This is a genomic window from Rhizobium sp. N324, assembly GCF_001664485.1.
In the GTDB taxonomy this organism is placed as follows: Bacteria; Pseudomonadota; Alphaproteobacteria; order Rhizobiales; family Rhizobiaceae; genus Rhizobium.
Window position 1 is genome coordinate 1,035,198 of record NZ_CP013630.1, and the last position, 14,527, is coordinate 1,049,724.

14 protein-coding genes are annotated in these 14,527 nt (G+C 62.8%); 6 read left to right on the forward strand and 8 right to left on the reverse strand.

The window, feature by feature from the left end:
- Positions 1–14: 14 nt before the first annotated feature.
- Complete coding sequence (locus AMK05_RS04900) at positions 15–989, reverse strand: L-threonylcarbamoyladenylate synthase (protein ID WP_064837050.1); 975 nt, start codon at positions 987–989, stop codon at positions 15–17.
- An 88-nt stretch (positions 990–1,077) separates the two neighbouring features.
- Positions 1,078–1,686: a DUF6656 family protein gene (locus AMK05_RS04905; protein ID WP_064837052.1), complete on the reverse strand. Its 609-nt coding sequence runs from the start codon at positions 1,684–1,686 to the stop codon at positions 1,078–1,080.
- A 410-nt stretch (positions 1,687–2,096) separates the two neighbouring features.
- Between AMK05_RS04905 and AMK05_RS04910 the strand changes: the two genes are divergently transcribed.
- Both AMK05_RS04910 and AMK05_RS04915 read left to right on the forward strand, forming a co-directional pair.
- Positions 2,097–3,341 carry an aromatic ring-hydroxylating oxygenase subunit alpha gene (locus tag AMK05_RS04910; RefSeq protein WP_064841275.1) on the forward strand — a complete coding sequence of 415 codons (1,245 nt, stop codon included), beginning with the start codon at positions 2,097–2,099 and terminating at the stop codon, positions 3,339–3,341.
- A gap of 229 nt (positions 3,342–3,570) precedes the next feature.
- Positions 3,571–4,041 (forward strand): BA14K family protein, encoded by a 471-nt coding sequence (locus AMK05_RS04915; RefSeq protein WP_064837053.1) that lies wholly within the window; start codon positions 3,571–3,573, stop codon positions 4,039–4,041.
- Positions 4,042–4,333: 292 nt separating this feature from the next.
- Here AMK05_RS04915 and AMK05_RS04920 read toward each other — a convergent pair whose 3' ends face one another.
- On the reverse strand, positions 4,334–4,597 hold the full coding sequence (locus tag AMK05_RS04920; RefSeq protein ID WP_064837055.1) for a DUF982 domain-containing protein: 264 nt from the start codon (positions 4,595–4,597) through the stop codon (positions 4,334–4,336).
- Positions 4,598–4,862: 265 nt separating this feature from the next.
- Positions 4,863–5,858, reverse strand: coding sequence for a transporter (locus AMK05_RS04925; protein ID WP_064837057.1), 996 nt, complete (start codon positions 5,856–5,858; stop codon positions 4,863–4,865).
- A 214-nt stretch (positions 5,859–6,072) separates the two neighbouring features.
- On the opposite strand from AMK05_RS04925, the gene AMK05_RS04930 reads away from it, so the two are divergent.
- Both AMK05_RS04930 and AMK05_RS04935 read left to right on the forward strand, forming a co-directional pair.
- A complete protein-coding gene (locus tag AMK05_RS04930; protein ID WP_064837059.1) occupies positions 6,073–7,851 on the forward strand; it encodes an acyl-CoA dehydrogenase in 1,779 nt (592 codons plus the stop codon).
- A gap of 29 nt (positions 7,852–7,880) precedes the next feature.
- Positions 7,881–8,636: a crotonase/enoyl-CoA hydratase family protein gene (locus AMK05_RS04935; RefSeq protein WP_064837061.1), complete on the forward strand. Its 756-nt coding sequence runs from the start codon at positions 7,881–7,883 to the stop codon at positions 8,634–8,636.
- Positions 8,637–8,642: 6 nt separating this feature from the next.
- Here AMK05_RS04935 and AMK05_RS04940 read toward each other — a convergent pair whose 3' ends face one another.
- Together AMK05_RS04940 and AMK05_RS04945 are read right to left on the reverse strand one after the other, a co-directional pair.
- Entirely contained in the window at positions 8,643–9,668 is a 1,026-nt protein-coding gene (locus AMK05_RS04940; protein ID WP_064837062.1) for an MBL fold metallo-hydrolase, read from the reverse strand.
- A 120-nt stretch (positions 9,669–9,788) separates the two neighbouring features.
- The gene (locus AMK05_RS04945; protein WP_064837063.1) at positions 9,789–10,607 is read right to left on the reverse strand and encodes an oxidoreductase; all 819 of its coding nucleotides are present in this window, start codon (positions 10,605–10,607) and stop codon (positions 9,789–9,791) included.
- Positions 10,608–10,692: 85 nt separating this feature from the next.
- On the opposite strand from AMK05_RS04945, the gene AMK05_RS04950 reads away from it, so the two are divergent.
- Positions 10,693–11,148, forward strand: a complete 456-nt coding sequence (locus tag AMK05_RS04950) for a winged helix-turn-helix transcriptional regulator (RefSeq protein WP_064837065.1) — start codon at positions 10,693–10,695, stop codon at positions 11,146–11,148.
- Positions 11,149–11,195: 47 nt separating this feature from the next.
- Here AMK05_RS04950 and AMK05_RS04955 read toward each other — a convergent pair whose 3' ends face one another.
- Both AMK05_RS04955 and AMK05_RS04960 read right to left on the reverse strand, forming a co-directional pair.
- A complete protein-coding gene (locus tag AMK05_RS04955; protein WP_064837067.1) occupies positions 11,196–12,446 on the reverse strand; it encodes a class I SAM-dependent RNA methyltransferase in 1,251 nt (416 codons plus the stop codon).
- Positions 12,443–13,228, reverse strand: coding sequence for a TlyA family RNA methyltransferase (locus AMK05_RS04960; protein WP_442966254.1), 786 nt, complete (start codon positions 13,226–13,228; stop codon positions 12,443–12,445). Before AMK05_RS04960 ends, AMK05_RS04955 begins: the two co-directional genes overlap by 4 nt.
- Before the next feature lie 93 nt (positions 13,229–13,321).
- Here AMK05_RS04960 and AMK05_RS04965 point away from each other — a divergent pair, with 93 nt between their 5' ends.
- A complete protein-coding gene (locus tag AMK05_RS04965; RefSeq protein WP_064837069.1) occupies positions 13,322–14,314 on the forward strand; it encodes a DUF4424 domain-containing protein in 993 nt (330 codons plus the stop codon).
- Positions 14,315–14,527: the final 213 nt, after the last annotated feature.

Consider the following 14,527-nt stretch of genomic DNA (forward strand, 5'->3'; position numbering starts at 1 on the left):
TTTGATCGGGGCTGTCAGTCGCGCGGAGCCGCCGCCCGCTGCAGGCGGTCGTTGATCGCTTCGCCGAGCCCCTCCTCGGGAATGGCGGAGAAGGCGATGCTCGAAGCGCCGCTGGCATCGGCCCGCTTCATGTAGTCGAAAAGATTGGCCGCCGCCTCCGCCAGGTCGCCGCGCGGGCTGAGATCAAGCACGATCCGCGCAGCCTCCGCGCCTGAGACCGAAGCACCGCCGAAGGCGATCAGCGCTTCGCCGGGGTCGACCGTGATGGCGTTGAGGCGCACCGAGGCACCAGGCGCGTAGTGTGAGGCGAGCATGCCGGGCGCTTCGATCGCTGCCGATGCCGTCTTCGCCCTGAGCAGCGGCCGGCCTGCGACGCGTTCGATCTCGCGGGCCGCCAGGCCGCCCGGCCGCAACAGCCGCACCCGGTCGCCCTCGACCTTGACGATGGTTGATTCGACGCCGACGGTGCTTGGGCCTGCATCGAGGATCAACGGGACCTTCGCCCCGAGATCGGCCTCGACATGGGCAGCACTCGTCGCGCTGATCGCGCCCGAGGTATTGGCGCTCGGGGCTGCGAGCGGCCGCCCGAAGGCGCCGATCAGGGCGCCGGCAAAACCTTTCGGCACGCGCACCCCAACGCTGTCGAGCCCGGCGGTCGCCAGCGAATGGATCGGGCTTTGCGGTTTCAGCGGCAGCACAAGCGTCAACGGACCGGGCCAGAACGCTGTGGCGAGCGCCCGCGAGACGGGGTCGAATTCGGCGTGTTGTTCGGCCATCGCAAGATCGGCCATGTGGCAGATCAGCGGGTTGAAGCTCGGCCGTCCCTTGGTCTCGTAGATGCGGGTGATCGCCGCCGGATTGGTGGCGTCGGCGGCAAGGCCGTAGACGGTTTCGGTCGGGATGGCGATGGCAAAGCCGTCGGCAAGAGCGGCTGAGGCCGCCTCAAGTGCTGCCCGCCTGTCTGCCTCTATGTCGATGATGCGTGCCATGTACTGCCCGATGCTTTGGTCCCGGCAGTCCTTAGGCTTTCCGCTGCTTGCGATCAATCGCGTTGTTGGGCGCACCCATGCATGCGCGTCACAGTTGCCGGATGATTTCGCGCAGCTGTTCGTTGCGGGCGCCGAGCAGCAGGATGTTGCGGATCGCCGCCTGCGGATCATGGGTGCGGAAGAGCAGGCCGTTGCCGCGCACCGACCGGTCGATGGTCATCTTTTCCTGGGAGTTCTCGCCCGCTTTGATGGCGACGGCGAAATACATGCGGGAATAGCCGACATCGATGCGTTCGAAGAAATTGTCGTTTTCGCCGATGTCGGAATAAAAATTGGCGATGTAGAAGGCCCAGCTGACCTCTTCGTAATGGGCGAATTTGGTCCGTGCCGCGGTGACGTGGCAATAGCCGAGATGCGGGCTGTCCTCCAGCGTCCGGTGGAAGATCATCTTCGGAAACTGGATCGAGTGGTGGAAGCCGTTGATGTGCTGATGCGTCTTCTCGCCGGCGACCTGCAGCTTGCGGCCGGTCTTGGCGGCGACCTCGTCATGGGTGAAATAGCGCTTTTCCTCGGCCAGCCAGTGCCGCCGCTCGCGGGGGATGCGGCCGGTGCGCAGGAATTCGGAATGCGCGGCAACCAGCTGCGGCTCCTGCGATCTGCTTGCATCTCTAGCGTCGAAATAACGGAGTTTGGCCATGGTTCGCGTGCTTCGTCGGTCTCGGATCATCAGCAGGATAGGACCGTATGCTTAAGGCGGTGTTAAGATGGTGCGGGTGGCCGACCGCCTGCAGTTCAGAAATCGGCCAATGTCGCAAATGCGATGGCGGTCGCTGTCGGGCCGCCGGCCTCTTTGTGGATCGGGTCTTTACGCCATGTCGCAATTGACGATAATTGCCTGCAGAGTCGGCCGATGCAGGTCGACCGGATGGGTGGATTCAAGCTCTGCCGCATCCTGTCGTCAATTTCGAAGCCGATGTCGCATTACAACCGAGCGGCAGAGATGCCAGGTGATTAAATGGGTCCAGGTGATTAAATGGGCGCCGTGAACAATTCTCCCGAAGGAGAAGGAAGCGGGCGCGCTTCCGCCGGGTGCACGAGGACATGAAGATGGATATTCGCAGCAACGTTTTGCGTCAGCTTAAGAACCGCCGTGAGGGCTTCAGCCTGGAACGGCCGTTTTACATCGACGAAGATTATTTCCAGCTCGACATGGAGATGATCTATTATCGCGACTGGCTATTCATCGGCCATGATTGCGAGTTGCCGAAGCCGGGCGCCTATTTCACCGTCCAGATCGGCAGCTATCCGGTCGTCGTCGTCCGCGGCAAAGACAATGTCATCCGCGCCTTCCACAACAGCTGTCGCCATCGCGGCTCGCGCGTCTGCACCAAGGAGCACGGCTCCTCCGTGCGTCTGGTCTGCCCCTATCATCAGTGGACCTATGATCTCGAAGGCAAGCTCGCCTTCGCCCGCCACATGGGCGATGATTTCGACAAGACCGGCTTCAACCTGAAGCCCGTTCATTGTGAAATCGTCGCAGGCTATGTCTTCATCTGCCTTGCCAACACCGCTCCGGACTTCCAGCCGGTGCGCGACAAGATCGAGCCCTATGTCGCGCCGCACCGGATCAGCGAGAGCAAGGTCGCCTTCCAGAGCACGATCATCGAGAAGGGCAACTGGAAGCTCGTCTGGGAAAACAACCGCGAGTGCTATCACTGCGCCGCCAATCATCCTGAACTCTGCCGCACCTATCCGGAAGCCCCGAGCGTCACCGGCACGGATGGCGGCGCCGACGACCCTGAGATTGCCGGCCATTGGGCGCGCTGCGAGGCCGCCGGCCTGCCGAGCAAGTTCCAGATTTCGCCGGACGGCCAGTTCCGCACCGCCCGCATGCCGCTGATCGAGGATGCCGAAAGCTACACCATGTCGGGCAAGCCGGCCGTCAAGCGCCGGATTGCCGACGATATCGCGATCGACCGTATCGGCACCATGCTGCTCTTCCACTATCCGACGACGTGGAACCACCTGCTTGGCGACCATGCCATCTCCTTCCGGGTGCTGCCGCTCAGCGCCAACGAAACGGCGGTGACGACCAAGTGGCTCGTCCACAAGGACGCCGTCGAAGGCGTGGATTATAATCTCGAGGAATTGACCCACGTCTGGACCGAGACCAACGACCAGGACCGCCGCATCGTCGAGGAGAACGCCTTCGGCATTCACTCGCCGGCCTATGAACCCGGCCCCTATTCCTCCCTGCACGAGGGCGGCGTCATGCAGTTCCTCGAATGGTATTCGAACTTCATGGTCAACCGCCTGCAGGGTGATCAGACAAAAATTTCAGCGGTCGCCTGATGCATGTCACCCGGAACCGTGCAGCGGTTCCGGGATGACGAGATGCATCGATAAAGGACGAAAGCGCGTTCCGGGCGACACCGTCAAAGGATGGCCTCCCGGTTAATGCGCGGTTCAGGTCGATTTCTTTAGAAATACGAAAGCAGCCGGCCCCCGGCCGCTTTCGGAACCATTCGGGCACGAAAGCGTTGCTGAGCAGGCGGTTATCGCTGTTGAATGGGAGAGAAGAATGTTCGGTTTGAGTAACAAGATCGCGACCGCAGTTCTGGCTGCCGCCGTCGTTCTGACAGGGTTCGTGCCGTCGCAGGCAATCCAGATGCCGACCGCCCCGCAGGTGGAAAAATCCTCCGCCATCGAGAACGTCCAATACCGCCGCTACTATCGCCGCGATTATTATCGGCCCGGCTATCGCCCCGGCGCTTATTACCGGCCCGGCTATTACGGCGGCTATCGCGGGTATTCCTATTATCGCCCGGGCTATCGTCACTATAACGGCTACTGGTATCCGCTGGCCGCCTTCGGCGCCGGCGCGGTCATCGGCGGCGCCATCGTCGCGCAGCCGCGTTACGTCGCACCCGGGCCCCGCATGGGTTCAAGCCACGTTGCCTGGTGCGCTAACCGCTACCGGTCCTATCGCGCCTACGACAACACCTTCCAGCCCTATAACGGCCCGCGCCAGCAGTGCTATTCCCCGTATTGAGGTGAGGTAAGGTAAAGCACGACGCGAGTTGCTTCGGCGGAGGAATTGGCCGGAACATCACCCGCCCTCCTTCCTCCTCGGGCTTGAGCCGAGATGACGGAGGGTGGGGAAAGCTCTGCGCCTAATTCCGTGACATATCCGGGTCAGAAGCGCCCGTGGCCCGAGATACGATGCGCCGCGACTTTGTTGGACGGGCTTCCGTCAGCAGCCGCTCATGGACCTGCGCATGCGGCGCAACGAGCGGGCGCTGGCATGAAAGCCCGTGAGCCATTTTATCGTCGGCTCCGAAAACTCAGTGAACGGCTGTTATCACCGAAATGCCAGCTTCGTCGGCGGCGCGGATCAGCGCTGCTCGCGCGTCGTCAGCCGGAATTTCGCCATGAAGTGCAGCCCGGCATGCCCTAATCGCCATGAGATATTCGTCTCCATCGTCGATCGGCCAGCCAACCGTCAGCATCTCGGCAGCGTGCACGAGGCTTGCAACAAGCTTGTATTTTTCCGGCCCACTCACAACGAGCATCAGAGGGACGAACTCTTCGGATATGCACCATTCCATGACAATTGGCCTCCCCACGGTAAATATATTAGTAACCGTGCAAGAACCGTTCCGGGTGAGGTGGGGTACGCGCAGCGTCGCGCAATTGCGTTGTGCCGACGGTGAGTTTGGCCAAACGTAACCCCATTCTCCGTCATCCTCGGCCTTGAGCCGAGGATCCATGCCTACTGCTGATGGAGACCGCCGTGGGGCAATCTCTGCGGCAAGAACCGTGACGTTTGCTGAAATAGCAGCGGAATTGCCAACGCCCACCGCACTTCTCAATTCAAAGAATATCCACCCGCCGCAGCAGCCACCAGGCAAAGGCGATCGAGGCGACGATGAGGGCGACGGCGTATTCGGTGCCGTAATCGCCGACGGCGAAGGGCAGGTTGGCGGTGTTCATGCCGAAGAAACCGGTCACCAGGGTCGGCGGCAGCAGGAAGGCGGTCATGATCGACAGCAGATAGAGGTGGCGGTTGGTTTCGGAGGATTGTTTCGAATCGATTTCTTCGTGCAGCAGGCGCGCCCTGTCCTGCAGCGCATAGATATCGTGGTCGACCGTTTCCAGCCGGCTCGTCAGCCGCCGGGCCACATCGTCGAAGCCGAAGGGCATTTCGTCGTCGTCGGCCGCCGCGGCGCGGCGCATCAGCGCCAGCACCGTGCGCAGATGCCGATGCAGCCGGACCACGGTGCGCCGGACCGGCGCCAGCCGCCGGCGTTCGTCGCGCGGCGCATTGTCGTAGACGAAATCCTCGATCAGGTTCAGTTCATCGGTCAGCTCGATGACGATCGAAATCAGCGTGCGCTGAAACTCGATCACCAGCAGTTCGAACAGATCGACCGGCCGCGAGAATTTGCCTGGATTCTTCTCGATCAGCGCCCGCGCGCGTTCGACGCTGCGCAGCGGCTGCAGCCTGGTGGTGATGATGAAGCGATCGGACATGGCGAAATGCAGCCAGCCGAGATTGTTGGTATCCTCAGCGAAATCGCGCTGGCAGTCGACGAGGGTGCCGTAGAGCATCTGCTCGTCGACGGTGATGGTCGCATGCGTGTCACGCGTGGTCAGCGCCGATTTTGCGTCCTCCGTCAGCCCGGTGAGCGTTTCGAGCAATGCTGGCACGCGGGCGTCGACCAGGTTGAGGTGCAGCCAGTAGAAACAATTGTCGGCGGTCAGATCCGCCACCATCGCACTGTTGTTCAGCCGCACCGCGCTCTTGTCATCCTGCGAAAAGCGATAGGCCCAGACAAAACCGGGTATATTGGCGGGCAGTGTATCCATTGGTCGCCGATCCTTTGCGAAGGCGATGTCCTTACAGGCTCTTCATGACGGCTATTTGCGCAGGGGTGCAAGAGCTCGGCGCCGTTTCCGGCGAATTATCGCATGGCGGGCGGGGAAATCGAAATTGACGTTTACGTAAAAATCAATTAGCCCTTTGCCTCGGAGGGCTTTGCCCAAATACAGGAAGTGCAGGCCGGTCCCGCGGAGGAAGACAATGTATAAGGCGCCCGTCGAGGAAATCGCGTTCACGTTGAAGCACGTAGCCGGCATGGGCGAAGCGCTTTCACAAGGGTTTCTCGGCGATCTCGGCGAAGATCTGGTCGATGCGATCCTCTCCGAGGCGGGACGTTTTGCCACAGAGGAAGTGGCGCCGCTCGCTGACATCGGCGACCGCCAGGGCGCCCGTCTGGAAGACGGCGAGGTCAGGCTGCCGGACGGCTGGCGCGATCTCTATCGCAACTGGATCGCCGGCGGCTGGAACAGCCTGACGGGGCCGGAAGCGTTCGGCGGCCAGGCCTTGCCGCATATGCTGAACGTTGCCGCACTGGAAATGTGGAATTCCGGCTCCATGGCCTTCGCGCTCGCCCCGACGTTGACGATGGGCGCCATCGAAGCGGTCAACACCCATGGCAGTGCTGCGCTGAAGGAGACATATCTGGCAAGGATGGTATCCGGCGAATGGACCGGCACCATGAACCTGACCGAGCCGCATGCCGGCTCCGATCTCGGCGTGCTCAAAGCCCGCGCCGAGCGGCGCGCCGACGGCAGCTACCGCATCTTCGGCCAGAAGATCTTCATCACCTGGGGCGAACATGACGCGGCCGACAATATCATTCATCTGGTGCTGGCCCGCCTGCCGGATGCGCCGGCCGGCACGCGTGGCATCTCGCTCTTTCTCGTGCCGAAATTCCTGGTGAAGGACGACGGCTCGCTCGGACCCCGCAACGATCTGTTCTGCCACTCGCTGGAGCACAAGCTTGGCATCCACGGCTCGCCGACCTGCACGATGATCTATGGCGACGGCCGGTTCGGCGACGAAAAGGGTGCGATCGGCTGGCTGGTCGGCGAGGAGAACAAGGGCCTCGCCTGCATGTTCACGATGATGAACAATGCCCGTCTGGCGGTCGGCATGCAGGGCGTGGCGATCGCCGAAGCCGCCACCCAGAAGGCACTCGCCTATGCCAAGGAACGCACCCAAGGCAGGGCGCCCGGCTGGGCCGGCGCCGGCATGAGCCCGATCGTCGAACATCCCGATGTCATCAGGATGCTGCTGACGATGAAGGCGCTAACGCAAGGGTCGCGCGCCATCTCCTATGCCTGCGCCCATGCGATCGACATGTCCCACCGGGCAGGCGATAGCAGCCGCCACTGGCAGGAACGCGCCGCGCTGCTGACGCCGATCGCCAAATCCTTTTCCACCGATGCCGGCGTCGACGTCGCCTCGCTGGGTGTTCAAGTGCATGGCGGCATGGGCTTCATCGAGGAGACCGGTGCGGCGCGGTATCTGCGCGACGCCCGCATCGCGCCGATCTACGAGGGCACCAACGGCATCCAGGCAATCGACCTCGTCACCCGCAAGCTGCCGCTCTCCGGCGGCGATCAGGTGAAGGGCCTCATCGCTGAATTGAAGGGGATCGCCGATAGCGTCCGCCGCTCCAATCTCGATGGTTTCGGTGAGACCGCCGTCAGGCTCGACGCAGCGCTTTCAGATCTCGACGCGGCGACCGCCTGGCTGACGAAAATGCTGGCCGATGGCAAGGCGGCCGAGGCGCTCTCGGGTGCGACACCCTATCAGCGCCTGTTCGGCCTCGCGCTCACCGGCTGTTATCTCGCCAAGGGCGCTCTCGCCGAAAGCGGCGATGGCAGGGGCGAGGGCCGCATCGCGCTCTGCCGCTTCGCCGCCGAAAACCTGCTGGCCGAGACCGCAGCCCTTCGCGACCGCGTCGTCTATGGCGCGGCAAGCCTTGTCGCCGCCCGCATCCTGCTCGCCTGAGGCGACCCCAAGACCTCTGAGGAGATTTCATGACCGATCACATCATTGTCGAGCAGCCTTCCGCCCATCCCGGCGTGCAGCTTATCCGCTTCAACCGGCCGGAGAAGAAGAACGCCATCACCCGCGCCATGTACCGGACAATGGCCGATGCGCTTAAGGCGGCGGACGCCGATCCCGGCATCCGCGCCACCGCCTTTCTCGGCACCGAGGGCTGCTTTTCCTCAGGCAATGATCTGAACGACTTCCTTGCCGCCGCAGTCGGTGGCGGCGGCCTGGAGCAGGAGATTCTCGATTTCCTCTATGCGCTGGTGAAGGCGGAAAAACCCGTGATCTCCGGCGTCGACGGTCTGGCGATCGGCATCGGCACGACGATCCACCTCCATTGTGACCTGACGATCGCCTCGAGCCGCAGCCAGTTCCGCACCCCCTTCGTCGATCTGGCGCTGGTGCCGGAGGCGGGGTCCAGTCTCGTTGCGCCGCGGCTGATGGGCCAGCAGCGCGCCTTCGCCCTGCTGGCGGCCGGCGAAGGCTTTTCGGCCGCCGAGGCCAAGGACGCCGGTATCATCTGGAAAGTGGTCGAACCCGGCGAAGTCGATGCCATAACGCTGGCGACCGCCGCCCGGCTCGCCGCCAAACCGCCGGAAGCGCTGCGCATCGCCCGCGATCTCATCCGCGGCGATAGCGGCGAGATCATCGCCCGCATCGACGAGGAGGCCCGCCACTTCTCCGCCCGCCTGAAAAGTGCGGAGGCCCGGGCCGCCTTCGAAGCCTTCGTGCGCCGCTAAACCGCTTCACACTTTTGCTGGAGTTGCTTGGACCGCCGGCACATTGAAGACCTCACCGGCCCTGAGCGGCCGGAACCGTTCCGCGGGAATATCGTGCGCGCGCATTGCATCTTGCAATGCCCTCGTCGGCGCATCGACCGCTTCATTCGTCAGTTGGAACGTCGCGAAGTGATGCCCCGCCACATAGGCGGCGTTTGCCAGCGTCATCCCGATCACCGCCTCCTGTGGATTCTGGTGCTGGCCTTGCATGAACCATCGCGGCTCATAGGCGCCGAAGGGTAGAATGGCCAGTCGAAAGCCGCCATGCTTCTTCTGTGCGGCTTTGTAATTGATGCCGTGGTGAAAGCCCGTATCGCCGACGTGATAGATCTTTCCGGCCGGAGTCGACAAAACGAACGAGGCCCAGAGTGCCATGCGGCGATCTCTGCCGCCGCGGGCGGACCAATGATGGGCCGGTTCCGCATCGATGCTGATTCCGGCGTGCGCAATGCGCTCGCCCCAGTCCATCACTGTTGTCTGTAGAGCGGGCACGGCGCGGCGGATGATCGTGTCGTTGCCGAGCGGCGTCACCACACGCGGCCGATGCTGCGCATGCAGCCGTCTGAGCGTTGCGATATCGAGATGATCATAATGATTGTGCGTTACCAGCACGAGATCGATCGGCGGCAGATCATCGAATGCGATGCCCGGTCGGACGACGCGTTTCGGCCCGGCAAAGGTGAAAGGGCTGACGCGCTCCGACCACACCGGGTCGGTGAGGATATTGAGCCCGGCGACCTGCACCAGCATCGTCGCATGCCCAACCATGGTCACCCTCAGATCCCCGCCGTCGACGCGTGGATCGGGCTTGGCCGCCGGATATGGGCTTGGGACCGACCGCGGCCAGAGCGCACGGCCACCACCGAATTGCCACCGCAGCAAATCGCGGAAACCAAGCGGCTCAATCCCGTCCGGATTGAAGAAGTATGTGCCGTCGAAGTGATCGGACACCGGGCCGGCATAATAGGGGTTGCGTCGTTTGGTCTTGCGCATTCAGAAGCGGTTTCCTTGGCCTAAAGCGCGTCGCGATCTTTCAGATTCGCCCCTTGCGCTTTCGGTCTATGTTTTTATGCATGTCGGCTCGAAATCTGAATCCTATTCTCGATTAAAGAGTCAGGCTGAGGCCGGAAACTCATTGACCTTGCGCAGCAGGCTGTCGACCAGCCGCTCCGGGAGGTAGCGGCGAAGCGAGCGGACCTGGCGCGACTGCTTGCCGGCGGAATAGCGCAGCTTCGGCTTCTTCGCCGTTGCGGCTTTGACGACCATATCAGCGACAATCTGCGGCGCATCGCCACTCTCCACCCACTTGCGCATCAGCGCTTCGCTGCGGGCGCGCTCCGAAGCATAGGCCGGAAGAGGCTGGTCTGCTCGTGTCAGATTTTCCTCGAAGGATGTTCTGGTGACGCCGGGTTGGACGAGAACCACGCGAATGCCGAAGTTGCGCACTTCATGATCGAGCGATTCCGAATAGCCCTCGAGCGCATGTTTGGTCGAAGCATAAAAGGCGTTGTAAGGAGCCGGAATAAGGCCGAGGATCGAGCTCATGTTGATAATCCGGCCGCTCTTCTGCTTGCGCATGACCGGCAGGACGGCATTGGCGACGCGTGCCACGCCGAAGACGTTGACGTCGAAAAGCTGCTGGGCCTGCGTGATCGAGGATTCTTCGGCGCCGCCGATGAGGCCGATCCCGGCATTGTTGACGACAAGGTCGATGCGGCCGGTTTGTTGGACGATCTCCGCAACAGCCGCCTGCACCGATGCTTCCTCAGCCACATCGCAGATCAGCATCGTTATCCCGGGCCTGTTGCCGACTGGTTTGCGGCTGGTCCCGAACACGCGGTAGCCGGCCTTTACCAGAGATTCAGCCGTCGCAAGGCCGATCCCTGAGGACGCTCCAGTGACCAGTGCAACGTTTCTGCTTTTGTCGATCATATCGTCAGCTTTCAAAGGTGTGGATCATCGTTGGCCGATCTGTTACTATCTTTTCGATATCATGTCACTATCGAAAAGATACCGAATGAAAAATAATTCGATTCCGCAATGCCCGGTCGCCCGCGGCCTTCAATCCGTCGGCGATGCATGGAGCATTCTCGTGCTGCGCGACGCCCATACGGGCCTCACCCGCTTCGACCAGTTCAGGAAGAGCCTTGGCATCGTGCCGACGATGCTGACGAAGCGCCTGAAGGCGCTGACAGATGACGGTCTCATGGAAAAGCGCCTTTATTCCGAACGACCGCCCCGAGAGGAATACGTGTTGACGGAAGCGGGCCGGGATTTCCTGCCGGTGCTGATGATGATCGGGGCGTGGGCGCATCGCCACTGCGACGGCGAACTCGCCCGCTATGTCGATGTCGAGACGGGCTTGGAGATCGAGCCGATCGCAATCGACGCCGTCAGCGGTGCAAAGCTCGGAACCCGGGCTATGCGGCTAAGTGCGGGAGAGGAGAGTCCGGCACGCAATAGAGATGCTTGAGGGCATGCGCCCTCCGCACTGACGGGGAGGGTAAGGCGCCTGACGCCTTATTTCTCCAGCGTCGCCACCACCTCGACATGCGAGGTCCAGAGGAACTGGTCGATCGGCGTCACGCCGGTGATCCGGTAACCGCCCTCGACGAGGATCGCGAGATCCCGCGCCAGCGTCAGCGGGTTGCAGCTGACGGCGGCGATCTTCTTGACGCCGGAGCGGGCAAGCTCCTTGCACTGGAACTCCGCACCGGCGCGCGGCGGGTCGAAGACGACGGCGTCATAGGGCTTGAACTCCTGCGTCATCAGCGGGCGGCGGAAGAGATCGCGCTTTTCGATGCTGACCGGCTTCAGCCCTTGCGTCTTGCGGGCGGCGTGGTCGAGGGCGGCGAGCGCCTTTGCCTCGGCTTCGACAGCATGCACGCGGCCGATCCGCGCCAGCCTGAGCGAAAATGTGCCGGCGCCGGCAAAGAGGTCGGCGATCCTTTTGGCCTTGCCGGCATGGGCAAGCACCAGCTCGGCCATCGCCTCCTCAGCCGGTTTGGTCGCCTGGGCAAAACCGCCCGGCGGCGGGGAGACCTGGACGCCGCCGAAATCGATCAGCGGCTTCGATGGCTCGATGAGGATTTCGCCGTTCAAAGAAACGCGGGCGACGCCGCGCAGGCTGAGCACGGTTTCCACCGCCTTGCGCCGCTGCGCATCGGAGAGTTTCTTCACCTCGTCGACCGCGATGTCGAGGCCGGACAGCGTTTCGAGCACGGAGACGCGGAAGGGTTCGGCATTGGTCGCGAGCGATGCCGCAATCGCCCTGATCGCCGGCAGCCGTGCGATAATCCCTGCCGACGAGATCGGACATTCCTCGATCGCGACGATATGATGGCTTTCGGCCTGGTTGAAACCGATTAGCATGTCCTTCTCGGTCTTGCGCGCCGCAAACACCACGCGCCGGCGTTCGCCCGGACGGGCCGGCACGATCTCGCCGACCTCAGGCGTCAGCCCCTTCGATCTCAGCGCATCGATGACCAGTTGGCGCTTGAAGGCGCGGTAGGGGCTCTCTGCCATATGCTGCAGCGTGCAGCCGCCGCAGGTGCCGTTGACGCCATCCGGGCCGAAATGCCGGCAGGGCGGCTCCTGCCGGTCGGGCGAGGCTGTCGTGATCGACATGATCGTGCCCTGGCTTTTGACGCGGGCGATCGCCACGGTTTCCCCCGGCAGCGAGAAGGGCACATAGACAGGCCCGCCGGCGCTGCCGGCAATGCCGTCGCCCTGGGCGCCGAGTTTCTCGATCGTGACGGTTTCGGTGCTCACGGTTTCAATCCTGCCAGAAGATATTCCTGATTGCCGTCGCCGCCGGCAATCGGGGAGGGGATGAGGCCGAGGCTGTTCCAGCCCCTGTCCTCGGTGAACCAGCGCGCGAGTTCCGCAGCGACGGCGGGCGCGGACGAGGGATCCTTCAGCAGACCGCCCTTGCGGATCGCCTCGCGCCCCGCCTCGAATTGCGGCTTGACCAAGAGCACGGCAACCGCACCCGCTTCGGCGATATCGAGAGCCGGCGCCAGCGCCAGCTTCAGCGAGATGAAGGAGACGTCGGAGACGATGAACGTGGCGGGCTCGCCGATATCCTCTGCCGTCAGGTTGCGGGCGTTGAGGCCTTCTTTGCTCGTGACACGCGGATCGCCTGAAATGCGCGGATGCATCTGCCCATGGCCGACATCGATCGCCGTGACATGCCGAGCGCCGCGCTGCAGCAGCACCTCGGTAAAGCCGCCGGTGGACGCGCCGATATCGAGACAGTGATGGCCGGCCGGATCGAGCCGGAAATGCTCGAGGGCGCTGGCAAGCTTCAGCGCCGCGCGCGAGACATAGTCCTGCGCCGGATCGTCGATGGCGATATCGGCGTCGTCGCCGATGAGCGCGCCGGCCTTCGTCACCACCTGGCCGGCGATCCGCACGGTGCCGCGCTGCACGGCGTCGCGGGCTCGCGAGCGGCTGGCGAAGAGGCCGCGGGAGACGAGAAGTTGGTCGAGGCGTTGACTGTTTTGATCGGACATCGGCTGTGAATGACCGGCAAAGCCGCCGGTTGCAAGCATTTTGTTCCAGACAGCGTCATTGACCCTCGAAAGCTTTCGGCGATAATCCTGCGGCGGCGATGACGGGGCCGGCCGCGGACACGGGGGTGTTTTATGCTGAAGCTCTTCACTCTTCTTGTCGCGGCGGGGATCGCATCGCCGGCGCTGGCCAACGACACCATGGCCGAGGTCAAGACCGGCGGGCTGATCTTTGCCCAGTCGGACGATGTCAGCATGGTGCAAGAGGATCTCTTCATCTCCGCTTCGCAAGTGCGTGTCGATTACCTGTTCGAGAACACGTCCGGCAAGGATGTCGAAAGCCTGGTCGCCTTCCCGATGCCCGATATAACGGGTCAGGTGGACAACAACTCCGCCATCTCAGACTATGACAGCGACAATTTCCTGCATTTTTCCACCGTGCAGGATGGCCGGCCGATCACCGCCAAGCTGCAACAGCGTGTCGTCTCGCTCGGCATCGACGTCACCGACGAACTCGCCAAAAACAACATTCCCGTCCTGCCTTACAGCCAGAAGACCCGTGACGCGCTCGCCAAGCTTCCCCAGACCGTCCGCAAGGACTGGATCGCCCGCGGCCTGATCTATCCGATGACGGACGCCGATCTTGTGCCGCTCTGGACGCTGCGTTCGACCTATTGGTGGCGCACGACCTTTCCGGCCAAGGCGAAGGTCAGCGTCGAACACCGCTATCAGCCGGCCGTCGGCGGCACCGTCGCCATCAGCTTTCTCGAAAACGGCCAGCCGAAGGGTGAGCGCTTCGAGGAATATTCCCGCAAATACTGCCTGGACGGTGACTTCGTCAGGGTCGCGCAACAGCGTGCCGGCGAAGCCGAGGCGGGCGGCGCCAATTATACGGAAAGCTGGATCTCCTATGTGCTGTCGACCGGCGCCAACTGGGCGGGACCGATCCGGCACTTTCAACTGACGGTCGACAAGGGCAAGCCCGGCAGCCTGATCAGCTTCTGCGGCAGCAATGTCGAGAAGATCGGCCCGACGACCTTCCGGATGACATCGGAGGATTTCGATCCGGCAAAGGATGTCGACATCCTCATTCTCAATCCGCCGGAAGCGGAACCGAAGACGCCTTGATTTAAGCAACTTTAATCACGGCTCAGGCCGCTTCGGCGGCGCCTAATTTAAGCAAATCTAAAGCTCGCCCGCATAGCTTCGCCTCGATTGCAGCGGTTCGTCCGGACCGCTCGGCGCCATGACGGCGCAAGCGTTTCAACGCCGATCATGGTCTCAATTCAGAAGGTCTTGCGGTTGCGCCTCACGCGCGACCCGCTTTCGCCGCGTCGACTG

Excerpts from the sequence above, each read along its gene's own strand:
- AMK05_RS04935 (WP_064837061.1), top strand. The coding sequence starts at position 7,881 with ATGACCGATCACATCATTGTCGAGCAGCCTTCCGCCCATCCCGGCGTG.
- AMK05_RS04915 (WP_064837053.1), top strand. The coding sequence starts at position 3,571 with ATGTTCGGTTTGAGTAACAAGATCGCGACCGCAGTTCTGGCTGCCGCC.
- AMK05_RS04925 (WP_064837057.1), bottom strand. The coding sequence starts at position 5,858 with ATGGATACACTGCCCGCCAATATACCCGGTTTTGTCTGGGCCTATCGC.
- AMK05_RS04945 (WP_064837063.1), bottom strand. The coding sequence starts at position 10,607 with ATGATCGACAAAAGCAGAAACGTTGCACTGGTCACTGGAGCGTCCTCA.
- AMK05_RS04900 (WP_064837050.1), bottom strand. The coding sequence starts at position 989 with ATGGCACGCATCATCGACATAGAGGCAGACAGGCGGGCAGCACTTGAG.
- AMK05_RS04905 (WP_064837052.1), bottom strand. The coding sequence starts at position 1,686 with ATGGCCAAACTCCGTTATTTCGACGCTAGAGATGCAAGCAGATCGCAG.
- AMK05_RS04930 (WP_064837059.1), top strand. The coding sequence starts at position 6,073 with ATGTATAAGGCGCCCGTCGAGGAAATCGCGTTCACGTTGAAGCACGTA.
- AMK05_RS04950 (WP_064837065.1), top strand. The coding sequence starts at position 10,693 with ATGAAAAATAATTCGATTCCGCAATGCCCGGTCGCCCGCGGCCTTCAA.
- AMK05_RS04920 (WP_064837055.1), bottom strand. The coding sequence starts at position 4,597 with ATGGAATGGTGCATATCCGAAGAGTTCGTCCCTCTGATGCTCGTTGTG.
- AMK05_RS04910 (WP_064841275.1), top strand. The coding sequence starts at position 2,097 with ATGGATATTCGCAGCAACGTTTTGCGTCAGCTTAAGAACCGCCGTGAG.
- AMK05_RS04940 (WP_064837062.1), bottom strand. The coding sequence starts at position 9,668 with ATGCGCAAGACCAAACGACGCAACCCCTATTATGCCGGCCCGGTGTCC.
- AMK05_RS04965 (WP_064837069.1), top strand. The coding sequence starts at position 13,322 with ATGCTGAAGCTCTTCACTCTTCTTGTCGCGGCGGGGATCGCATCGCCG.
- AMK05_RS04960 (WP_442966254.1), bottom strand. The coding sequence starts at position 13,228 with ATGCTTGCAACCGGCGGCTTTGCCGGTCATTCACAGCCGATGTCCGAT.